The following is an 18960-nucleotide window of genomic DNA, read 5'->3' on the forward strand; positions in this document are numbered from 1 at the left end:
AATGCTGAAAAAAAATATACCTTTTCTAATCGCTTTAATCGTTCTACTACTCGGAGTTTTAGGAATATTTCAGTTTCGTTGGGATCTTACGAAAGAAAAAAGATACACCCTTTCCGAATCTACCGTTAAAGTTTTAAAAGACATTAAAAAACCGCTAAAAGTAGAAGTTTATTTGGATGGTGAATTTCCAGCCTCGTTCAAACAACTTCAAAGCGAAACCAAATTTTTACTAGAAGAATTTAGACGAATTAACTCCAATGTGGATTTCACTTTTATTGATCCGGTGAAAAACAAAATCCCAATGGAAACTTTGGCGGCGATGGGTATGCAACCTTCCATTCTTCCTGATGTTCGAGATGGAAAGGTTTCCGAAATTGTTCTTTACCCGTATGCGGTGATGAAACACAATAATTCGGGCATTTCTGTCCCGTTAGTGATCCAACAAACCGGGATTGATGCGAATGATCAGTTGAGTAGATCGATTGAAAATTTAGAATACAACTTAATTTCCAACATCAAAAGCGTTTCTCAAGAAACTCGAAAAAGCATTGGAATCCTCATCAATCAAGACGAACTGCGTCCTGATGAGTTTCAAGGTTTTATGAATATGGCTTTGGAAAATTATCAAGCCGGACCGATTATTCCAAAAAATCAAAAAGAATTAAGTTTTGAAGATGTTCCCATGCTTCAAAAAATGGATGCCTTAGTGATTGCAAAACCACGTAAAGCATTTACAGATACGGAAAAAGTGATTTTGGATCAATACATTATGAAAGGCGGAAAAACCCTTTGGATGATGGACGCTGTTAATGCCGAAATGGATACGCTTTTCCAATCCAAAGAGATTATGGCCTACCCGATTGATGTGAAAATGACTGATTTTTTCTTTAATTATGGAATCCGAATTAACTCGTCTTTAGTGAAAGATTTAAAAAAATCGGCGATGATTCGTTTGAAAACGGGTGAAGTTGCTGGAAATCCACAATTCAGTTCGTTTTTATGGCCGTATTTCCCGTTAGGAATTGCCGAAGATAAAAATCCAATTACAAAAAATATCAATCCAGTAAAATTTGAATTCCCGACATCTATTGATACATTATCGCGACCTGGAATTCAAAAAGAAGTTTTGTTTGAATCTAGTGAAAGAACACTTTTGAAGAATGTTCCCAATTTAATTTCGTTGAATGAAATCGTTCGTGCGGATTCCATCGGACAAATGGAACGTCCTTCTACTCCAAAAATATTTGCCTTAAGTGTAAAAGGAAAATTCAAATCGGCCTATGCAACGCGTAGCGAGCGAAATTCAATTCCAAATTTCACAGCTCAAACATCAGGAGAAAACAAAATGATTGTTGTCGCGGATGGTGATATTGCTCGTAACCAAATTATCAAAGGAAAACCGCTTCCATTGGGCTATGATGTGATGAACGATCAACATTATGGTAATGAACAATTTCTTCGAAATGCGTTGGATTATTTGTTGGATGATTCTAATTTAATTCAACTTCGAAACCGAAATATCGAAGCTCGGCTTCTAGATCGACAACGAATTGATTACGAAAAAAGCAACTGGCAATGGTTCAATTTATTGGTTCCAGCTGGGTTAATTGCTATTTTTGCTGGAGCGTTCTATTGGTTTAGAAAGAGAAAATTTAATTAAAATCGTTTAAACGTCTTTGATAAAATCTTCATATTCGTAGAAAAACGTCTCGAAAGCCGTCATTTTTTCGACAAAAAATTCGAAAATCTCTTGCCATGTATTTTTGTTGTAAATGGATACATTTTCTTTTGCAACCCAAACTCGTGAGATGATTTTACCATTTTCCAATTCGTAAAACTCCTCTCTACGAACCGGTCCAACGTAATCTTCCAAAAGAGATTCTAGGCTCCAAATTTTGTTATAATAAGCATCACGATAGACTTCGTCTTTCATTTCGATATCCAAAGAAACTTCCGCTTTTTTGGCTTCCGCTGTGAATTTGAACGAGAAATCCTTAATCTTCGTATCATACAACAACCATTTTCTGGGGAATGATTTCCCAAAAGCCACCCAAAACTCCTTCTTCAATTGCTGCGATTCCTGCTTACTAAACATAGATTTTCTTTAAAAAACATTCAAATATAGCCTAATCATAGTAAATTGAAGATGCTAAAAAATTAGTATTTTTGTCTCATGCTGTCCAAAAAATCCCAATACGCATTTAAAGCATTGTCCTATTTAGTTGACAAGAAAGAGCAAGGTCCAGTTTTGATTTCCGAAATTTCAGAGACCAAAAAAATCCCGTTAAAATTCTTAGAAAACATTCTTCTTCAACTTAAGAATGCGGAAATTCTCGACTCTAAAAAGGGAAAAGGCGGTGGTTATTTCTTTAGGGCGGAACCCAAAGATGTTAGCTTAGCAAAAATTATTCGTTTGGTGAACGGCCCTATTGCGATGCTTCCTTGCGTGAGCTTGAACTTCTACGAAAAATGTGAGAATTGCAATGAAGAACATTGTGGTTTGCACGATGTACTGATTGAAGTACGTGATGTTACACTAGGAATTTTGGAGCAAAAAACGCTTTTGGATTTAACTGATTAAAATCTTTTTTTTAAAATTATTACCCTACTAATTTGGTAGGTAATTAATTTTCGTTCAAATTTGCACAGTAAAAAAGTGCAAAATGCAAATTAACGAAGAAGAAATTCAGAAGTTATCTACCCTTTCTTTAGTAGATGCTTTGCAATTCATCACACTGAAATTCGATGATTCTATCGTGTTTTCTACCTCTTTGGGACAAGAAGATCAAGTAATTAGCGATGCTATTTTCAAAAATAAACTTCCGATTGAAGTTTTCACTTTAGATACTGGGCGTTTATTTTACGAGCATTATGAACTTCTCGCTCAAAATAATTCGAAATATAAAATTCCGACCAAAGTTTATTTTCCAGAATCCGAAGATGTTGAAAAATATGTTAGCGAAAAAGGAATTAATGCGTTTTTCCATTCCGTTGAAAACAGAAAAGAGTGCTGTTTTATTCGAAAAGTAAAACCTTTGAATCGAGCATTGGAAGGTGCTAAAGTTTGGATCACCGGTTTACGAGCAGAACAGTCTGAAAATCGTGAACAAATGGCTATTCTAGAATGGGATGAATCTCGAAATCTCTACAAGTTCAATCCTTTAATTCATTGGACTTATCAAGATGTTTTGGATTATCTCGAAAGTGAAAAAGTTCAAGATTTAAGTCTTCACAAAAAAGGATTTATAAGCATTGGTTGCGCTCCTTGTACACGAGCCATATCAGAAGGCGAAAACCCACGCGCCGGCCGTTGGTGGTGGGAAGAAAGCAAAAAAGAATGCGGCTTGCATTCCATCAAATCTTAATTACATTTATGAACGAATTCAATACAACCTATCTCGATCAACTCGAGGCAGAAAGCATTTACATCATGCGAGAGGTGGCGGCTCAATTTGAGAAACCGGCTCTACTTTTCAGCGGTGGAAAGGACTCCATCACTTTGGTTCAATTAGCAATAAAAGCATTTGCACCGATGAAAATTCCATTTCCTTTGGTACACGTCGATACGGGACATAATTTTCCCGAAGCATTGAAATATCGAGATTGGCTGGCTAAAGAAATTGGAGCAACACTAATTGTCCGAAATGTTGAAGACACGATTCGTGAGAAAAAATTAACGGAACCCAAAGGAAAATTTGCGAGCCGAAATTGGTTGCAAACACACACTTTGCTAGATACCATTGAAGAATTTGGTTTTGATGCTTGCATTGGTGGCGCAAGACGTGACGAAGAAAAAGCGAGAGCCAAAGAACGTTTTTTTTCCGTTCGGGATGAGTTCGGACAGTGGGATCCGAAATTACAAAGACCTGAACTCTGGAATATCTATAATGGACGGATTCACAAAGGTGAAAATGTTCGCGTTTTTCCAATTTCCAATTGGACGGAACTCGATGTTTGGGGGTATCTAGAACGAGAAAAAATTGAATTACCATCCATTTATTTCGCTCACGAAAGAGATGTAATTGAATACGATGGACAATTAATTGCCGTTTCCGACCATATTCAAATTGATGATTCGGATGAAATTCGTACAAAAAAAGTTCGCTATAGAACCGTTGGTGATATGACGTGTACTGCCGCAGTAGAAAGCGATGCCGAAACTTTACAAGATGTTGTTCAGGAAATTCGAGCTTCAAGAATATCCGAACGTGGTGAAACGAGAATTGATGATAAAGTAACCGAAGCAGCAATGGAAGACCGTAAAAAAGGCGGTTATTTCTAACATTTCAACCTTAATTAGCAAAAGAAAAATGGACATATTACGAATAATCACAGCAGGAAGTGTCGATGATGGGAAAAGTACTCTAATTGGTCGCTTACTATACGATAGCAAAAGTATTTTGGTGGATCAGCTGGAAGCTTTGGAGAAGCAATCGAAAAACAAAAACGAAAACGGAATTGACTTAGCGATACTTACCGACGGCTTACGTGCAGAACGCGAACAAGGCATTACGATTGACGTGGCGTATCGTTATTTCACGACTCCGAAAAGAAAATTCATTATTGCGGATGCGCCCGGGCACGTGCAATACACACGAAATATGATTACTGGTGCTTCCAATTCCGAACTCATTATTATTTTGGTAGATGCGCGTCATGGCGTAACCGAACAAACGCGACGTCACTCTATTATTGCGTCTTTACTTCGCATGAAAAATGTAGTCGTTGCAGTTAATAAAATGGATTTGGTGGCATATTCTCAAGACATTTTCGAAAATATAAAATCAGAATATCAAAAAATAGCCGACCGTTTGGAATTGAAAAACGTTCACTTCTTCCCTATTTCGGCGTTTGTTGGTGATACTATTGTAAATAAATCAGTTGCAATGCCTTGGTATGAAGGTCCGTCACTGCTTGATTTCTTAGAAAATGTTTCGGTTGAAAATCAGCGTTTTGATGCTCCAAGATTTCAAGTTCAATATGTTATTCGTCCGCAAACCGAAGAATTGCATGATTATCGTGGTTATGCTGGGCAAATCATTTCAGGAAGCTATTCTAAAAATGATTCCATTCGAATTCTACCACAAGATGTGACAACTAAGATTTCAAAAATCGAAATTCATGGAAACGAAGTAGAATCGGCGATTGAAGGGCAACCCGCGGTACTTCATTTAGAAGAAGATATTGACGTTTCGAGAGGCGATTATTTCGTGAAATTAGATAACGAACCTCAAATTTCGAATGAAATAGAAGCGGTTGTTTGCTGGCTTGATAAGCGAGAATTGCAGGAAGGAAATAAATATCTTTTGCAGCATCGTTCTAAAATTGTGAAAGCTATTATAAAGGAAATTGAATACTCGATTGATGTCAACACTTTAGAGCAAAAGCCTACTGATTCAAGCATAAAACTGAATGAGATCGTTAAAGTAAAACTGAAAACGGCATCACCATTCGTTTTTGATTCGTTTGAAATAAACAATGCGACGGGAAGCGCCATTCTCATTGATGAAACAAGTAATGCGACTGTGGGCGCTTTAATGATTTCCTAAAATGCATCATCCAAAGAAGTCGCTTTTTCCTTTATATCTTCAAGCCCAACAAACACATATTTTGCTGTTTGGTGAAGCTGATTTGCTTAAAAAGCGGCTTTCTTCGTATTTGGAATTTGACTTTGCATCGATTTCAATCTTTGTTTCCAATTCCGATTCTCCCGTTTTAGATAAATTTCAAAACAAATCGGAAATCACCATTAATAAAGGCTTTCCAAAAGAAGATGATTTTAAAAATAAAGACGTTGCTATTTATTTATCAACCGATAAAACCGATTGGAATTCTTTTCAAGAACAAGCGCATCAATTCTGTTCGTACGTTCATCATGATTCGGCAGAACCAATTTTAGAGCGAATTTCAAATCAAGAAAAGGAAATTATTAGAAAAGCGAAATCCGAGATTCCAAAAACGAAAACGTATCAAACTCCATATGAGGTTTTAGAGTATTTTACACAATATGCCAAAGCTGCAAAGCTTAAAGCCAATATTTTCCTAGCAATAATCGGATTGTTGTTACTTGTCGGATTTCTATTCATATCAATTTATGAATTTCATTGGTATCCTGAAGCCAAAGCATTTTTTGAGCAAGATCGCTATCTTTTTCTTTGGATGATTTTGGTTGGATTTATCGCCGAAATGGTTGCTGGATCTATGGGACTGGGCTACGGCGTAATTTGTACGACTATTTTATTGTTGCTGAATGTTCCACCACCTATTGTGAGCGCAAGTATTCATTCCGCAGAATCATTTACATCGGCAGCGGGAACCTACAGCCATTACAAATTGAAAAACATCAACTTCAAATTGGTAAAAAATCTGGCTCCATATGCCACTGTTGGGGCGATTCTCGGTTCTTTAGCATTAACCTATTTTGGCGAGAATTATGCTCACATTGTTAAACCAATAATAGCAGCATACACCTTTTTTCTTGGAGTCAATATTTTTACGAAAACCCTTTCATCAAAACAAAAAAGCCGACTAAAACGAAAAGCGACAAACTTACCATTTATAGGGACTTTAGGTGGGTTTATCGATGGATTTGCGGGTGGTGGCTGGGGACCATTAGTTACAGGATCCTTAATTAAAGATGGTCGAACTCCACGCTACGTGGTGGGAAGTTCAACTTTCGCTAAATTTTTATTGACGATTACCAGCGCAATAACTTTTCTATTTACACTTGGAGGTCATCATTGGAATATTATTCTTGGGCTGTTGCTTGGAGGTGTAATTACAGCACCTTTTTCAGCGATGCTAACGTCTAGATTGCCCGTTAAGAAAATGACGATTGCTATTAGTATTTTGGTGATGATTATGAGTTCCATAACCATTTACAAGTCTATTTTCTAATATAGGGTTTGTCTACAATTGTTGAATCTCGTTTTTTAAAGTCAAAAACTTTGGTGGTTCGTAAACTTCCATCTTCGTTGTAGTATTTCCAAAGTCCGTCGTAATACCAGTTTACGTAGATTGATGTGTGCTCAACCTTTGAAGCACCCTCTTCCATTTTTTTTCCGTTTGAGTGATAAAAAGTTATCCAAGACGTATTTCCTTTGAATTTTTCTCTGTGATATCTTTTTCCTTGGTAGGTTGTTTTCCATGTTCCGATCTTGTTTCCAAGTTTGTATTTTCCTTTGGAAATATATTCGCCCAACTCGTCTTTATCTTTCTCAACCCAACGTCCATCACGAACTTTTATTTTATCTTGAGTGACATACTGATTGATTTTCTTGGAACATGAAGCCAATAAAACAAATGCACTTACGAATAGTAGAAATCGAGTCATAAAAAAAACGGAATTTCAATAAAAGTATGAAATTCCGTTTTATGATTTAAATTTTTTGAAATTAAATTACGCCTAATTCTTTTCCAACTTTTTCAAAAGCAGCAATCGCCTTGTCCAAATGTTCTCTTGTATGCGCCGCAGAAAGCTGAACACGAATTCTCGCTTTTCCTTTTGGCACTACAGGATAGAAGAAACCGATAACATAAATTCCTTCATCCATTAGCTTTTCAGCCATTTTTTGAGAAAGCGGAGCGTCGTAAAGCATTACCGGAACGATCGCTGCGTCACCATCAGGAATATCAAAACCTCTGTTTTTCATTTCTGTACGGAAATACTGAGCATTATCCATCACTTTATCACGAAGACTTGTGTCATCCGAGATCATATCCAAAACCTTCATTGCTGCACCTACAATTCCTGGCGCTAAAGAATTCGAAAATAAATACGGACGAGATCTTTGTCTCAACATATCGATGATTTCTTTTTTTCCTGATGTGAAACCTCCTAAAGCTCCACCTAAAGCTTTTCCTAGCGTCGATGTGATAATATCTACTCTACCCATCACTTCATTTGCTTCGTGCGTTCCACGTCCTGTTTTACCAATAAAACCGGTTGCGTGAGAATCATCAACCATCACGATTGCATCGTATTTGTCAGCAAGGTCACAAACTCCTTTCAAATCAGCAACAATACCATCCATAGAGAAAACTCCATCAGTAACAATAATACGGAAACGATGATTTTTTTCTGAAGCTGCTTTCAATTGCGCTTCCAAATCTTCCATATTGTTGTTTTTATAACGGTATCTCGCCGCTTTACACAAACGAACTCCGTCAATAATTGAAGCGTGATTTAGTTCATCCGAAATAATAGCGTCTTCTTCTGAAAATAAAGGCTCGAAAACCCCACCATTCGCGTCAAAACAAGCAGCATATAGAATCGTATCTTCCATGCCTAAAAATTTGGAAACTTTTGCTTCTAATTCTTTGTGAATATCCTGCGTTCCGCAAATAAAACGTACCGAAGACATCCCGTATCCGTGCGACTGAATCGCATCTTGAGACGCTTTGATAACCTCAGCATTATCGGATAATCCTAAATAATTATTCGCACAAAAATTGAGTAATTTTTTCCCATTGGCAACGATTTCTGCGGATTGAGGCGACGTAATAATACGCTCTCTCTTAAAAAGTCCTTCGTTGTCGATATTTTGAAGTTCAGATTGTAAATGATCTACAAATTTTGATGATAGCATTTTTCGTAATTTTAGTTTCGCTAAGATACAAATTTAGGCTTGATTTCCCGAATCGGATTCCCTTAAAAATTCGTTAAAAACAAAAAGCATCTTCCGAAGAAGATGCCTTAATTTCTATTTTAATTTACCGAATTCTATAAATCAATCGCAGGGTCCAAAATACGTTCCATACGTGCTTTTACTTGATCTACACTTCCTGTATAATTGTTAATCATTAACGAGAAAGGCAACAATTTTCCTGATCTTGTTTTGATGTATCCAGCTAAGGTTTTCACACGATTCAAAGTTCCGGTTTTTGCAAAAACTTGTCCGTATCCATTTCCTTGAAATGATTTTTTCAACGTTCCGGATTGTCCGCCAATCGGAAGCGATTCAAAATAATCTTTAAAATACGGTTCGTTCATCAACTTCGTTAAGAATTTCACTTGAGCAATCGGAGTTACTAGATTACTTCTAGACAATCCGCTTCCATCGAAAATATTCAAACCATCAGTATCAAAATTGATACTTTCCAAATGCTCACGAATCACTTTTCTTCCCGACTCTAACGTTTGGTCACCATCTTTTTGAAAACCGACCATACGTAAAAGCGCTTCCGCATTTGCGTTGTCACTTCGTTGGTTGGTATCATAAACGATATCTTTCAAAGTCGGCGATTTATACGTATGAATTACCGTTCTTGATTCCGGATTTGGATCAACCACTTTGCTAATCACTTTTCCTGAAACTCCAACACCTGACTTCACTAATGAAGCTCGTAAATTATTTGCTAAATATGCTGGTGGATCTGGTAATTTAGACGTTAAGCCTTTCCCTTCGTAAGTATCGGAATACACCATTTTTTTACTCCACGGTGAGATATAGAAATAACGTTTTTTATCATCAAATGGATTTGACTTTCTAGCCGTTAATTGCTCATTTCTAGGATTAACATCTGCAGTACTTCCCGCTGGTAAATAATAGCCGCCATGCTCCATCCATACGATATTCGCTGGAAGCTCATCACGCTTATTATTCTTGAACACTGCCGTTTGGATAACAATATCCCCTGCAATTTTCTTAATTCCCTTCGAAGCAATTTCTGATTTAAAATCATTAATCAATTCTGCATAACGGAGTGCACCAGCTTTACCCGTTCCCAATGAGGGATCGCCACTACCTACAATGTATAGGTTTCCGTTCAAAGTTCCACTTTCATCGATACTTCCCGAATATTCCAATTGCGTTTGCCACGTATACTTCATTCCTAAAATCGCCACAGCGGTTTCCGTTGTAAGCAATTTGGTTGTTGAAGCTGGAATTAAAGAAGAAGTTTCATTGAAAGAATTAATCACTTTCTTTGTCTTTGGATCATAAATCACAAAACCCCAACTGGCGTTTCGCAAAACGGGATCAGACATTACCGAATTCACCGCAATATCAATTTGATCTTTCACCGTCATAACAGCTTCCCGAGTCTCCTTAGAATTGGCGACTTGGTTGTCATACATGTTCGGGTAATGCGATGTGGATATAGAAGTCTGACCGAATACGATCGAAGTGGCAAAGAAAGAAAGTCCTACATAAAAATTTTTCAGTTTCGTCATCAATCTAAATTTGGATAGCAAGAATGAGTTTGAAATTTAATTTTAACAAAATCTCATTCTTCTTACAAACAATCAAAAGTATAAAAATATTGTGCTAACGATACCCGAACAAATGATAAAATAGGCCTAAAATGCGTTAAAAATTGTTAAAAATCGACAAGAATGGATTTTTTGATGGAATGGTACGCTTGAATTTCATCAAATTCTTCCAAACTCTTTTTTAACAAATCTTTGCAGGCTTGATAGTTTTTTCCGCGTGGAAATTTCAATAAAATTTGATACTGATAGTAGGTATTTAATCTCGGAATTGGCGCTTTTTCGGGTCCTAAAACCATGGCTTCGTGAAGATATTTTCGCAAAATACTTCCCATAAAAGTTGCCGCTCGATGAACTTTGTCTTCTTTGCGGTGTTTCAACTCCAACATCACCAATCGAGTGAATGGCGGATAATGGAATTTTTTGCGCTCTTCTAAAAAGTATTGATAGATTTTATCAGGATTTTCTTCCTTGATTAATTGAAATATAGAATGATCTGGCGAAAAGGTCTGAATCATTACTTTTCCTTTCCCAGAAGTTCTTCCCGCTCTTCCTGAAACTTGAGTTATCAGTTGATATGCTCGTTCTTCGGCACGGAAATCTTGAACATACAACATCTGATCAGCACGTGGAATCGCCACCAATTCGATATGATCAAAATCCAAACCTTTAGAAATCATCTGCGTTCCTACCAAAATATCGGTTTCACCAGAATCCATTTTCTCAAAAAGCTTCTCGTAGGCGAACTTTCGGCGCATGGAATCTACATCCATACGATCGACTTCAGATTTCGGAAATAATTTGGAAACTTCTTCATGAATTTGCTCGACACCGATTCCTTTTTCATTTAAGTTTTTAGAATGGCATTTCGGACAAGAAGTAGGTTTTGCCGCTTTATGACCGCAATAGTGGCATTTCATTTCATGTGAAAACTTATGATACGTCATCACCACATCGCAATTGGAGCAATAGGTTACGTAGCCACAACTTTCGCATTCAATGACATTAGAATAGCCTCTTTTGTTATGCAGAATCATGATTTGCTTATGCTCTTCCAAAATCAAATTCATCTGACCTAAAACGTCATTCGAGAAATTCCCGATCGCATTTTTGGTGTCCAAAGCTTTTTTGAAATCAACGATTTCCAATTTCGGCAACGCAATATCTTGAAAACGAAATTCCAGTTTCACATAAGCCAACTTCCCTGTTTGAACCAAAAAATACGATTCCAAAGAAGGCGTAGCCGAACTCAAAATAACAGGTGCTTGATACAAGCTGGCAAGATACAAAGCTGCATCACGACCATGAAAATGCGGAGTTGCCTCCCGAGGTTTATAGGCTTGATCATGCTCTTCATCCACCACAATTAATCCTAAATTCTGATACGGAAGGAAAAGCGCATTTCGAGTCCCAATAATCACTTGAAGCTCATTTTGGCGAACTTTTTTCCAAATTTCAACCTTCTCAAAATCGGTCATTTTTTGGTGGTAAAAACCTAATTTGGATCCGTATTTTTTCTCCAAACGACCAATAATCTGCTTCGTTAATGAGATTTCTGGGAGAAGAACCAAAACCGTTTTTCCTTGTTCGGTAAATTCTTCCATCGTCTTCAGATAGACGTGGGTTTTCCCAGAAGATGTAACGCCGTGTAAGAGAACATTTTTTCCTTCGTTAAAAGCTTCATCAATTTGACTTTTTGCTTGTAGTTGCAGTTCCGAAAGTTGCTCTGTAGATTCGGTTTCACCTTGATACAAGCTAACTCGATCTTCATTCAACACATATTCTCGAACGAAATCTTTTTCTAGCAAACCTTTTAAATGACTTGAAGAAAATTCTCCGCTTTCAAAAACGTCGGATTTCCGAATCGGTTTTGAAGTATCTTCTGAATAAATTCCGAGAATGTGAAGTAATAAAGCATTTTGTTTTGGTGATTTTTTAAGAACTTTAAAAACCTCTGAAAGCTGATTATCCTTCATAATTTCTGGATTAATCAACAAATATTTCACTTCTTTGGATTTGTATTTTTCTTGAACGGCTTCATCAATCTCGATAAACTGAAGATCAATTAACGCATGAACCGTTTTAATGATTTCCTTTTTCGGAATAAACGCTTCAATGTCCTTTAAATTAATAATTTGACGAACTTCCAATGCTTGAATCAAAAACAACTCATTAGCATCTAAAATCTCGTGATCAATAACCGCTTCGGGTTTTAATTTTAAATACGTTTCACTTTCCAATTTCATCGAAGACGGAAACGCAAAACGATACACATCACCAATATTGCATAGATAATATGAACTTAACCAAGACCAAAATTTCAAGGATTGAATGGGCAAAATAGGCATATCGTCCAACAAACTAAGAATATCTTTAGGCTGAAAAGTTTCCGGTTCGTTGTCATGAAATTCGAGGACAATTCCTGTGTAGATTTTCTTACCACCAAAAGGCACCAAAACCCGCATACCTAGCTGAATGTGATCTTGTAACTCCTCAGGAATACGGTACGTAAAGCTTCCTTTGAGGTTAAGCGGTAAAATAATCTGAGCAAAAGTCATGAATGTGAGAAATCCGATTTTGAGAGATCTAATCTTGTTTTGTTAAACACAAAAATAGGAAATATTTAGTCGGAAACCTCATATAGCAAAACAATAAAAGCGGAAACACTTCCGCTTTTTGTTTTGTATGTCGCATTCAAAATAAAATCACAAAAAGGAATTATTTTGATTTTCTTCTTTTAAGTTCTTTTTCGATAAGCCCTAATTCTCTTCCGGTTTGTCCTGCAACCGAAGTATTTTCTGCAGCTCTACGCGTTAAATAAGGAACGACATCTTTCACTGGGCCGTACGGAAGATATTTCGCCACATTATAGCCTTTATCTGCAAGATAGAACGTCATATTATCGCTCATACCGTATAACTGACCAAAATAAATATTGTTCAAATCATGTGGTAGGTTGTCTTGCTTCATCTTATCCATCGTTAACTCCGCAGATTTTTCATTGTGTGTTCCAAAGAAACCTGAAATTACATCCATATTAGCCATAACGAAGTCAATACCAGCGTTATAATTATCATCTGTTGCTTGTTTCGTTGGTTGAATAGGATCTGCATACCCTTTTACGGCAGCTCTTTCTCTTTCCTTTTCCATATAAGCACCACGCACAATCTTATATCCTATATAGTATCCTTTTTCTTTCGCTCTTTGCAAATGCTCCGTCATGTACTCAATTCGACCCGTTCTGTACATCTGAATCGTGTTCCAAACAATAGGTTTTTCCTTATTGTATTTCTCCATCATCTCCTCACAGAGCTGATCTGCTGCTCCTTGCATCCATGTTTCCTCTGCATCAACCATCACTTTTTTGTCATTCTCCCAACACATTTTACAAACTTCATCAAAACGACGTACAACGCGCTCCCACTCTGCCTTTTCTGTTTCTGTTAACTCCACTCCTTTTCCAACTTCTTCATACAAATCAATCCTACCAAAAGCAGTTGGTTTGAATACGATAAACGGAATTGCAGGATTTCCTACCGAAAAACGAACAATGTCTTTAATCTCTTTACAAACCGCATCAAATGTCTCCTCATCTTGCTTGCCCTCAATAGAATAATCAAAAATACTTCCCACACCTCTTTTAAAAAGCTGTTTTACCACTTTCATACTTTCCTCACGCGTCTCGCCACCAACAAATTGTTCGAACAATGTATTCTTTACAATATCCTTCACAAATGGAAAGTTATTATGAACGGTAAAATTCAAAATGGAAGTACCCAACGTAGTTAAAGTGGGTTTTTCAATCATTTTAAACATCCAATAAGCTTTTTTTAGCTGCTTATCGGTTTTATCTGCAAAAGCAATTTGAGTATCGTTGAAAATAGACATTATAGATTGTTTTTTAATAGCGACAAATTTAATAATCATTAAGCAATTGCACCTAACAAATTATGGTTTAAATTTGTGCAAAAATTACGACATGATCACCATGCTTGATGCTGACTTTTCGCAGCTAAATCAATTTATATCTGAGACCAACCCAAGCAAACTATTTATTCTTTGCGACGAAAATACGCATCACTACTGTCTTCCCTTTCTTTTAGCCAACCTGGAAACCGAGATTCCTTTCGAAATTTTAGAAATCGAGCCAGGCGAAGAAATGAAGACGATAGAAACCGCAGCCCAACTTTGGGAAATTCTTTCAGAATTCGAATGTGACCGAAAAGCATTGATGATAAATGTGGGCGGAGGTGTTATCACAGATATGGGTGGATTTGTGGCTTCAACTTATAAAAGAGGTATTAAGTTCATCAACGTTCCAACCACTTTATTGGCGATGTGCGATGCCTCTATTGGAGGAAAAACGGGCATTGATCATCAATTTCTTAAAAATATTGTCGGGACTTTTGCTTTACCAGAAGAAATATTCGTGTCCCCAACTTTTTTAAATACCTTAGCTTTCACTGAACTTCGAAGTGGATTTGCTGAAATGCTAAAGCACGGTTTAATTGCTGATGCTAATCATTGGAACATACTGACGGCTATTGAAGAATTAACACCAGAAACCATTGCACCGTCAATAGAAACCTCCATGCAGATTAAGCAACACGTAGTGGAAACCGATTTTAAGGAACAAAACATCCGTAAAACCTTAAATTTTGGTCATACCATAGGTCACGCTTTTGAAAGCCTTTTTCTGCAAAGCGGAAATATAATTCCACATGGTGAAGCCGTTGCCGCAGGAATGATCTGCGAAACCTATCTTTCGTACTTAGAAAATCTAATTTCTGAAGAAACCTGCAACGAAATCATCAAAAAGCTAAATCAATATTATCCTAAACTAAATATTTCTAGCTTTTCGAACGAAACCTTGATAAAATTAATGGTGAATGACAAAAAGAATGAAGCTGGGAATATCATTTTTTCATTACTAGATGGGATTGGAAGTTGTACTTATGATTACAAATCGGGTGAAAACGCAATCGTAAAAGCTTTAGACTTTTATAAAAATCTCTAAATTTTTCTAAATTTTTCTCATTTCATACTACCGTTTTTCCACAAAAATTGATTTTGTGGACTGAACAGTGATGCTTTCGCTTCCGCTTCAGAAATACCTATTTTACCAATATATACAATTGATTACCAATATTTTAAACCAAACTAAAGTAATGCGGAATTGTGTTAAAATTCAATTTTAACATCAAAAACAATCTATTTTGGCAAGTATTTTGACACTTACACACCTTAATTTAAGAAATACTTTAGTAAAATTTAATATTATGAAAAAATTATTTTTAGGAGCGGCGATTACGATGAGTGCTTTGAGTTTTGCACAATCTTTTGGTATTAAAGGTGGTGGTAATATCACCACAGTTAGTGGATTGGAAAATATTGACGCTAAATATAATTTTGGGTGGAATGCTGGTGCTTTTGTTAACATCCCTGTTAATGAAAAATTTAGCATACAACCTGAAGTGCTTTATAACACCATGGGTGCCATGTTGAATTCTGACGAACCAATTATAGGTACTGAAGTGGAAGAAGTAAACTGGAAATTAAACTATATTTCTGTACCTGTTATGTTTCAGTACAATGCAACACCAAAATTTTATGTTGAAGCGGGTCCACAATTTAGTTATATGTTGTTAAGTAAATTCAAATCAAATAATCTAACAACAAAAAATAACGCGGACGATCTGAATAAATTTGATTTTGGAGTTGGCGCAGGATTAGGATATTGGATTACACCAAATCTAGGAGTTAATGCTAGATATGTTGCTGGAATTACAGATATAACAAAAGATAATGAATCTGATAAAAAAGTAAGAAACAATAACAACGTACAAGTTGGTTTGGCTTTCAGATTTAAATAAATAGCAATTCACTTATATTAAATAAGGAAACAATTAAAATTTTAAAATTAAAGTTATGAAGAAAATATTTTTAGGAGCAGCGCTTGCAATAGGTACTCTAGGTTATGCTCAATCTTTTGGTATCAAAGGAGGTGGTAATTTATCTACTGTGGCAGGACTTGAAAATGTAAATACAGAATATAAATTTGGATGGAATGCGGGTGCATTTATCAACATTCCGCTTTCAGAATCTTTCAGTTTGCAACCCGAAGCACTTTACAATACATTAGGTACAAAAGGTAAAGCTGATCAATCAGTAGATAATGATCTATTACAAGATACAACTTGGAAATTGGATTATGTTACCGTTCCAGTTATGATCCAGTATAATGCTACGCCAAAATTTTATTTGGAAGCTGGACCACAATTCGGAATTCTAGTTTCTAGTAAATTCAAAAACGATAATGAAACGACTGAAAGTAATGTAGACAATTTAAATCATTTCGATTTTGGAGCTGCAGCAGGTTTAGGATATTGGATTACTCCAAATCTAGGAGTTAATGCGAGATATGTTGCTGGTTTTTCTGATATTATGAGAGGAAATGGAAGCAACAAAGATGTACGAAATAATAACATCCAAGTAGGTTTATCTTACAAATTCAAATAAGGAAATATAGCTTAAATAAAAGCCCGAAAATAAATTTTTCGGGCTTTTATCTTTTAGAATTGATAAATAACAGTACTTATTTTATAATAAAAAACCCATAAATCTCTACTTGTGCACCTAAACTAGAATTTTGAAACATTTTTAGTTTTAAATACAAATCTATTTTTAATTAGCTGATTTACAATGATTTAAAATATAAAAAAATTAAACATTTATTTAAATTTTTACCTAAAAATGTCATTTTTTTTCATTTTGGCAAAGAATTTGAAATATACGCCTCGTCTTCAACGATAAAAAAAAGTAACGAAGACATTTGAAAATAGAAATTAAAAATTTGAAATTATGAAAAAGTTATTTTTAGGATTAGGATTAGTTGTTGGGACTATGACTTTCGCACAGCAATTTGGTATTAAAGGTGGGGCAAACATTTCAAGCATTAGTGATGATGGTTTTAATGATGCGAAATCTAAAGTAGGTTTTAACGCAGGTGTTTTCATGAATGCACCATTAGCTGAATCTTTCAGCATTCAACCAGAAGTTCTTTATAACAGATTAGGTTCGAAATTGGGAGAAATAAATGGTGATAATGTAAATCTAAATTTGGATTATATTTCAGTTCCATTAATGTTCCAATATAATGCAACGCCTCAATTTTATTTAGAAGCAGGTCCACAGTTTAGCTTTTTAACAAGTGCAAAAGTAAAAAACTCAGGAAATGATAATGAGTCTGATGACATCAAAAAATATATGAATAATTTTGACTTTGGTGTTGGATTAGGAGCTGGGTATTATTTTACACAGAATATTGGACTAACAGCAAGATATGTGGCAGGTTTTACAGATTTCACGAAAGATGATAGTGGAATTAGTGCAGATGCTAAAAACAAAAACAATGCATTCCACGTTGGTTTAGCGTATAAATTCTAATACACATTTTAGTTAAACTTAAAATATAAATCAGGTCATTTTATGGCCTGATTTTTTTATGAAATAGATTATATTGAAATCGTATAAAATAATTAACAAATATTAATAATCTTCGTTCTCATTTTGGTACGCTTTTTACATTACATAAAACATCAACACTTAGTTAAATAAAAAAATCAGAAATCATGAGTAATAAAAGAAATGGCTTATTAGCATTATTAGGATTAGGAGCATTAGCTTATTGGAAATATAAAAAATCAACTCCAGAAGAAAAACAAATGGTAAAAGATAAAATCAATACCGCAAAAGACAACTTTAATAAATGGGGTAATGATATTAAGGACAAGGCTAATCAAGTAGCAGATCAGGTGCAAGATAAAGCCAGCCAACTTAAAAACAAAGCTGAAGATCAAGTATCCTAAGCAGTTTATATGCATTCATATTACACACAACACGGCAAAAACCACTCTTTCGAGTGGTTTTTGTTTTTTAATCCTTAGTTGCAACAACCGAATAAATATACGGAGCATGCTCTCCCAAATTCGGAATAATAAATTTTTTCGGTGCTATTTCTTTTACTTCTTTAAAACAAGGCCACGGCGAATAGGTATGTTCTTCGAAATGTTGAATCTTTAGATTTTGATTTCGTAAAGCATTAAAAACGTTGGATAGCGAGTGATTCCACATGACATATTCTTGTTTTATTGGCGCCGATGTATCGGCATATGTTCCTTCAAACTCTTCAACAATTGGATTTTTGGAAGTGTATGGATATTTAATCTTTGTAAAATCGTCATTAAACATCCATAGAAAAGGATGAAACTCCACAAAAACCAATTTCCCACCTGGTCTTAGAAAATGAGAAATAACCTCCGCCCAACGATTTAGATCAGGAAGCCAACCAATAGTCCCGTAACTCGTATAAACGACATCGAACTTTTCGTCCAATTCATTTGGTAAATTGTAAATATCACAACACAAAAATTGGGCATCCAACTGAAGTTGTTCTGTGATCAATTTCGCTGAATCAATAGCTTTATTCGATAAATCAACGCCAGTTACTTTCGCACCTAATCGTGAAATTGATAATGAATCTTGACCAAAATGACATTGCAAATGCAATACAGTTTTTCCTTGTACATTTCCCAACAACTCAACATCCAAACTTGGAAGGGAGGTTTCGCCTTTCATAAATCCTTCCATATCATAAAACTTGGAATCTAAATGATAGGCAACTTTGTTATTCCAAGATTCTTGGTTTATTTTCAAATATTCGTCCATAAAAAAACTCAATTTTCATCAAA

The 18960-nt window shown here is 35.6% G+C and carries 18 protein-coding genes; 11 read left to right on the forward strand and 7 right to left on the reverse strand.

Features of this window, described 5'->3' with window-relative positions:
* The first annotated feature begins 1 nt into the window (after position 1).
* Positions 2-1660, forward strand: coding sequence for a gliding motility-associated ABC transporter substrate-binding protein GldG (gene gldG, locus AC5XHR_RS02525; RefSeq protein WP_495949204.1), 1659 nt, complete (start codon positions 2-4; stop codon positions 1658-1660).
* Positions 1661-1666: 6 nt separating this feature from the next.
* Here the strand turns inward: gldG and AC5XHR_RS02530 are convergent, their stop codons facing one another.
* On the reverse strand, positions 1667-2095 hold the full coding sequence (locus tag AC5XHR_RS02530) for a DUF4268 domain-containing protein (RefSeq protein ID WP_495949205.1): 429 nt from the start codon (positions 2093-2095) through the stop codon (positions 1667-1669).
* Between the two features lie 78 nt (positions 2096-2173).
* On the opposite strand from AC5XHR_RS02530, the gene AC5XHR_RS02535 reads away from it, so the two are divergent.
* From AC5XHR_RS02535 to AC5XHR_RS02555, 5 genes are all read left to right on the forward strand, one after another.
* A complete protein-coding gene (locus AC5XHR_RS02535) occupies positions 2174-2581 on the forward strand; it encodes an RrF2 family transcriptional regulator (protein WP_495949206.1) in 408 nt (135 codons plus the stop codon).
* 82 nt (positions 2582-2663) lie between these two features.
* On the forward strand, positions 2664-3365 hold the full coding sequence (locus AC5XHR_RS02540; RefSeq protein WP_495949207.1) for a phosphoadenylyl-sulfate reductase: 702 nt from the start codon (positions 2664-2666) through the stop codon (positions 3363-3365).
* Positions 3366-3373: 8 nt separating this feature from the next.
* Positions 3374-4282 carry a sulfate adenylyltransferase subunit CysD gene (gene cysD / locus AC5XHR_RS02545; protein WP_495949208.1) on the forward strand — a complete coding sequence of 303 codons (909 nt, stop codon included), beginning with the start codon at positions 3374-3376 and terminating at the stop codon, positions 4280-4282.
* 28 nt (positions 4283-4310) lie between these two features.
* Positions 4311-5549 (forward strand): sulfate adenylyltransferase subunit 1, encoded by a 1239-nt coding sequence (locus AC5XHR_RS02550; protein WP_495949209.1) that lies wholly within the window; start codon positions 4311-4313, stop codon positions 5547-5549.
* Between the two features lies 1 nt (position 5550).
* Positions 5551-6897 carry a sulfite exporter TauE/SafE family protein gene (locus AC5XHR_RS02555; protein ID WP_495949210.1) on the forward strand — a complete coding sequence of 449 codons (1347 nt, stop codon included), beginning with the start codon at positions 5551-5553 and terminating at the stop codon, positions 6895-6897.
* Here AC5XHR_RS02555 and AC5XHR_RS02560 read toward each other — a convergent pair.
* The 5 genes from AC5XHR_RS02560 to AC5XHR_RS02580 form a co-directional block, all read right to left on the reverse strand.
* Positions 6887-7333 carry a toxin-antitoxin system YwqK family antitoxin gene (locus AC5XHR_RS02560; RefSeq protein ID WP_495949211.1) on the reverse strand — a complete coding sequence of 149 codons (447 nt, stop codon included), beginning with the start codon at positions 7331-7333 and terminating at the stop codon, positions 6887-6889. The genes AC5XHR_RS02555 and AC5XHR_RS02560 overlap by 11 nt on opposite strands.
* Before the next feature lie 61 nt (positions 7334-7394).
* A complete protein-coding gene (gene kbl / locus AC5XHR_RS02565) occupies positions 7395-8588 on the reverse strand; it encodes a glycine C-acetyltransferase (protein WP_495949212.1) in 1194 nt (397 codons plus the stop codon).
* 134 nt (positions 8589-8722) lie between these two features.
* Positions 8723-10174: a D-alanyl-D-alanine carboxypeptidase/D-alanyl-D-alanine endopeptidase gene (gene dacB / locus AC5XHR_RS02570; protein ID WP_495949213.1), complete on the reverse strand. Its 1452-nt coding sequence runs from the start codon at positions 10172-10174 to the stop codon at positions 8723-8725.
* Positions 10175-10320: 146 nt separating this feature from the next.
* Entirely contained in the window at positions 10321-12768 is a 2448-nt protein-coding gene (gene priA, locus AC5XHR_RS02575; RefSeq protein WP_495949214.1) for a replication restart helicase PriA, read from the reverse strand.
* A 160-nt stretch (positions 12769-12928) separates the two neighbouring features.
* Positions 12929-14098 carry a proline dehydrogenase family protein gene (locus tag AC5XHR_RS02580; protein ID WP_495949215.1) on the reverse strand — a complete coding sequence of 390 codons (1170 nt, stop codon included), beginning with the start codon at positions 14096-14098 and terminating at the stop codon, positions 12929-12931.
* 91 nt (positions 14099-14189) lie between these two features.
* Here AC5XHR_RS02580 and aroB point away from each other — a divergent pair, with 91 nt between their 5' ends.
* The 5 genes from aroB to AC5XHR_RS02605 all read left to right on the forward strand — a co-directional run bounded on the left by aroB (position 14190) and on the right by AC5XHR_RS02605 (position 18078).
* The gene (gene aroB / locus AC5XHR_RS02585) at positions 14190-15227 is read left to right on the forward strand and encodes a 3-dehydroquinate synthase (protein WP_495949216.1); all 1038 of its coding nucleotides are present in this window, start codon (positions 14190-14192) and stop codon (positions 15225-15227) included.
* Between the two features lie 262 nt (positions 15228-15489).
* Entirely contained in the window at positions 15490-16083 is a 594-nt protein-coding gene (locus tag AC5XHR_RS02590) for a porin family protein (protein ID WP_495949217.1), read from the forward strand.
* Positions 16084-16138: 55 nt separating this feature from the next.
* Positions 16139-16729 (forward strand): porin family protein, encoded by a 591-nt coding sequence (locus AC5XHR_RS02595; RefSeq protein ID WP_495949218.1) that lies wholly within the window; start codon positions 16139-16141, stop codon positions 16727-16729.
* Positions 16730-17071: 342 nt separating this feature from the next.
* Positions 17072-17656 carry a porin family protein gene (locus AC5XHR_RS02600; RefSeq protein WP_495949219.1) on the forward strand — a complete coding sequence of 195 codons (585 nt, stop codon included), beginning with the start codon at positions 17072-17074 and terminating at the stop codon, positions 17654-17656.
* A 185-nt stretch (positions 17657-17841) separates the two neighbouring features.
* Positions 17842-18078, forward strand: coding sequence for a YtxH domain-containing protein (locus AC5XHR_RS02605; protein WP_495949220.1), 237 nt, complete (start codon positions 17842-17844; stop codon positions 18076-18078).
* 67 nt (positions 18079-18145) lie between these two features.
* On the opposite strand, the gene AC5XHR_RS02610 is transcribed toward AC5XHR_RS02605, so the two are convergent.
* Positions 18146-18937: a class I SAM-dependent methyltransferase gene (locus tag AC5XHR_RS02610; protein ID WP_495949221.1), complete on the reverse strand. Its 792-nt coding sequence runs from the start codon at positions 18935-18937 to the stop codon at positions 18146-18148.
* Between the last annotated feature and the right edge of the window lie 23 nt (positions 18938-18960).

The organism is Kaistella sp. CFF1-2, assembly GCF_059509915.1.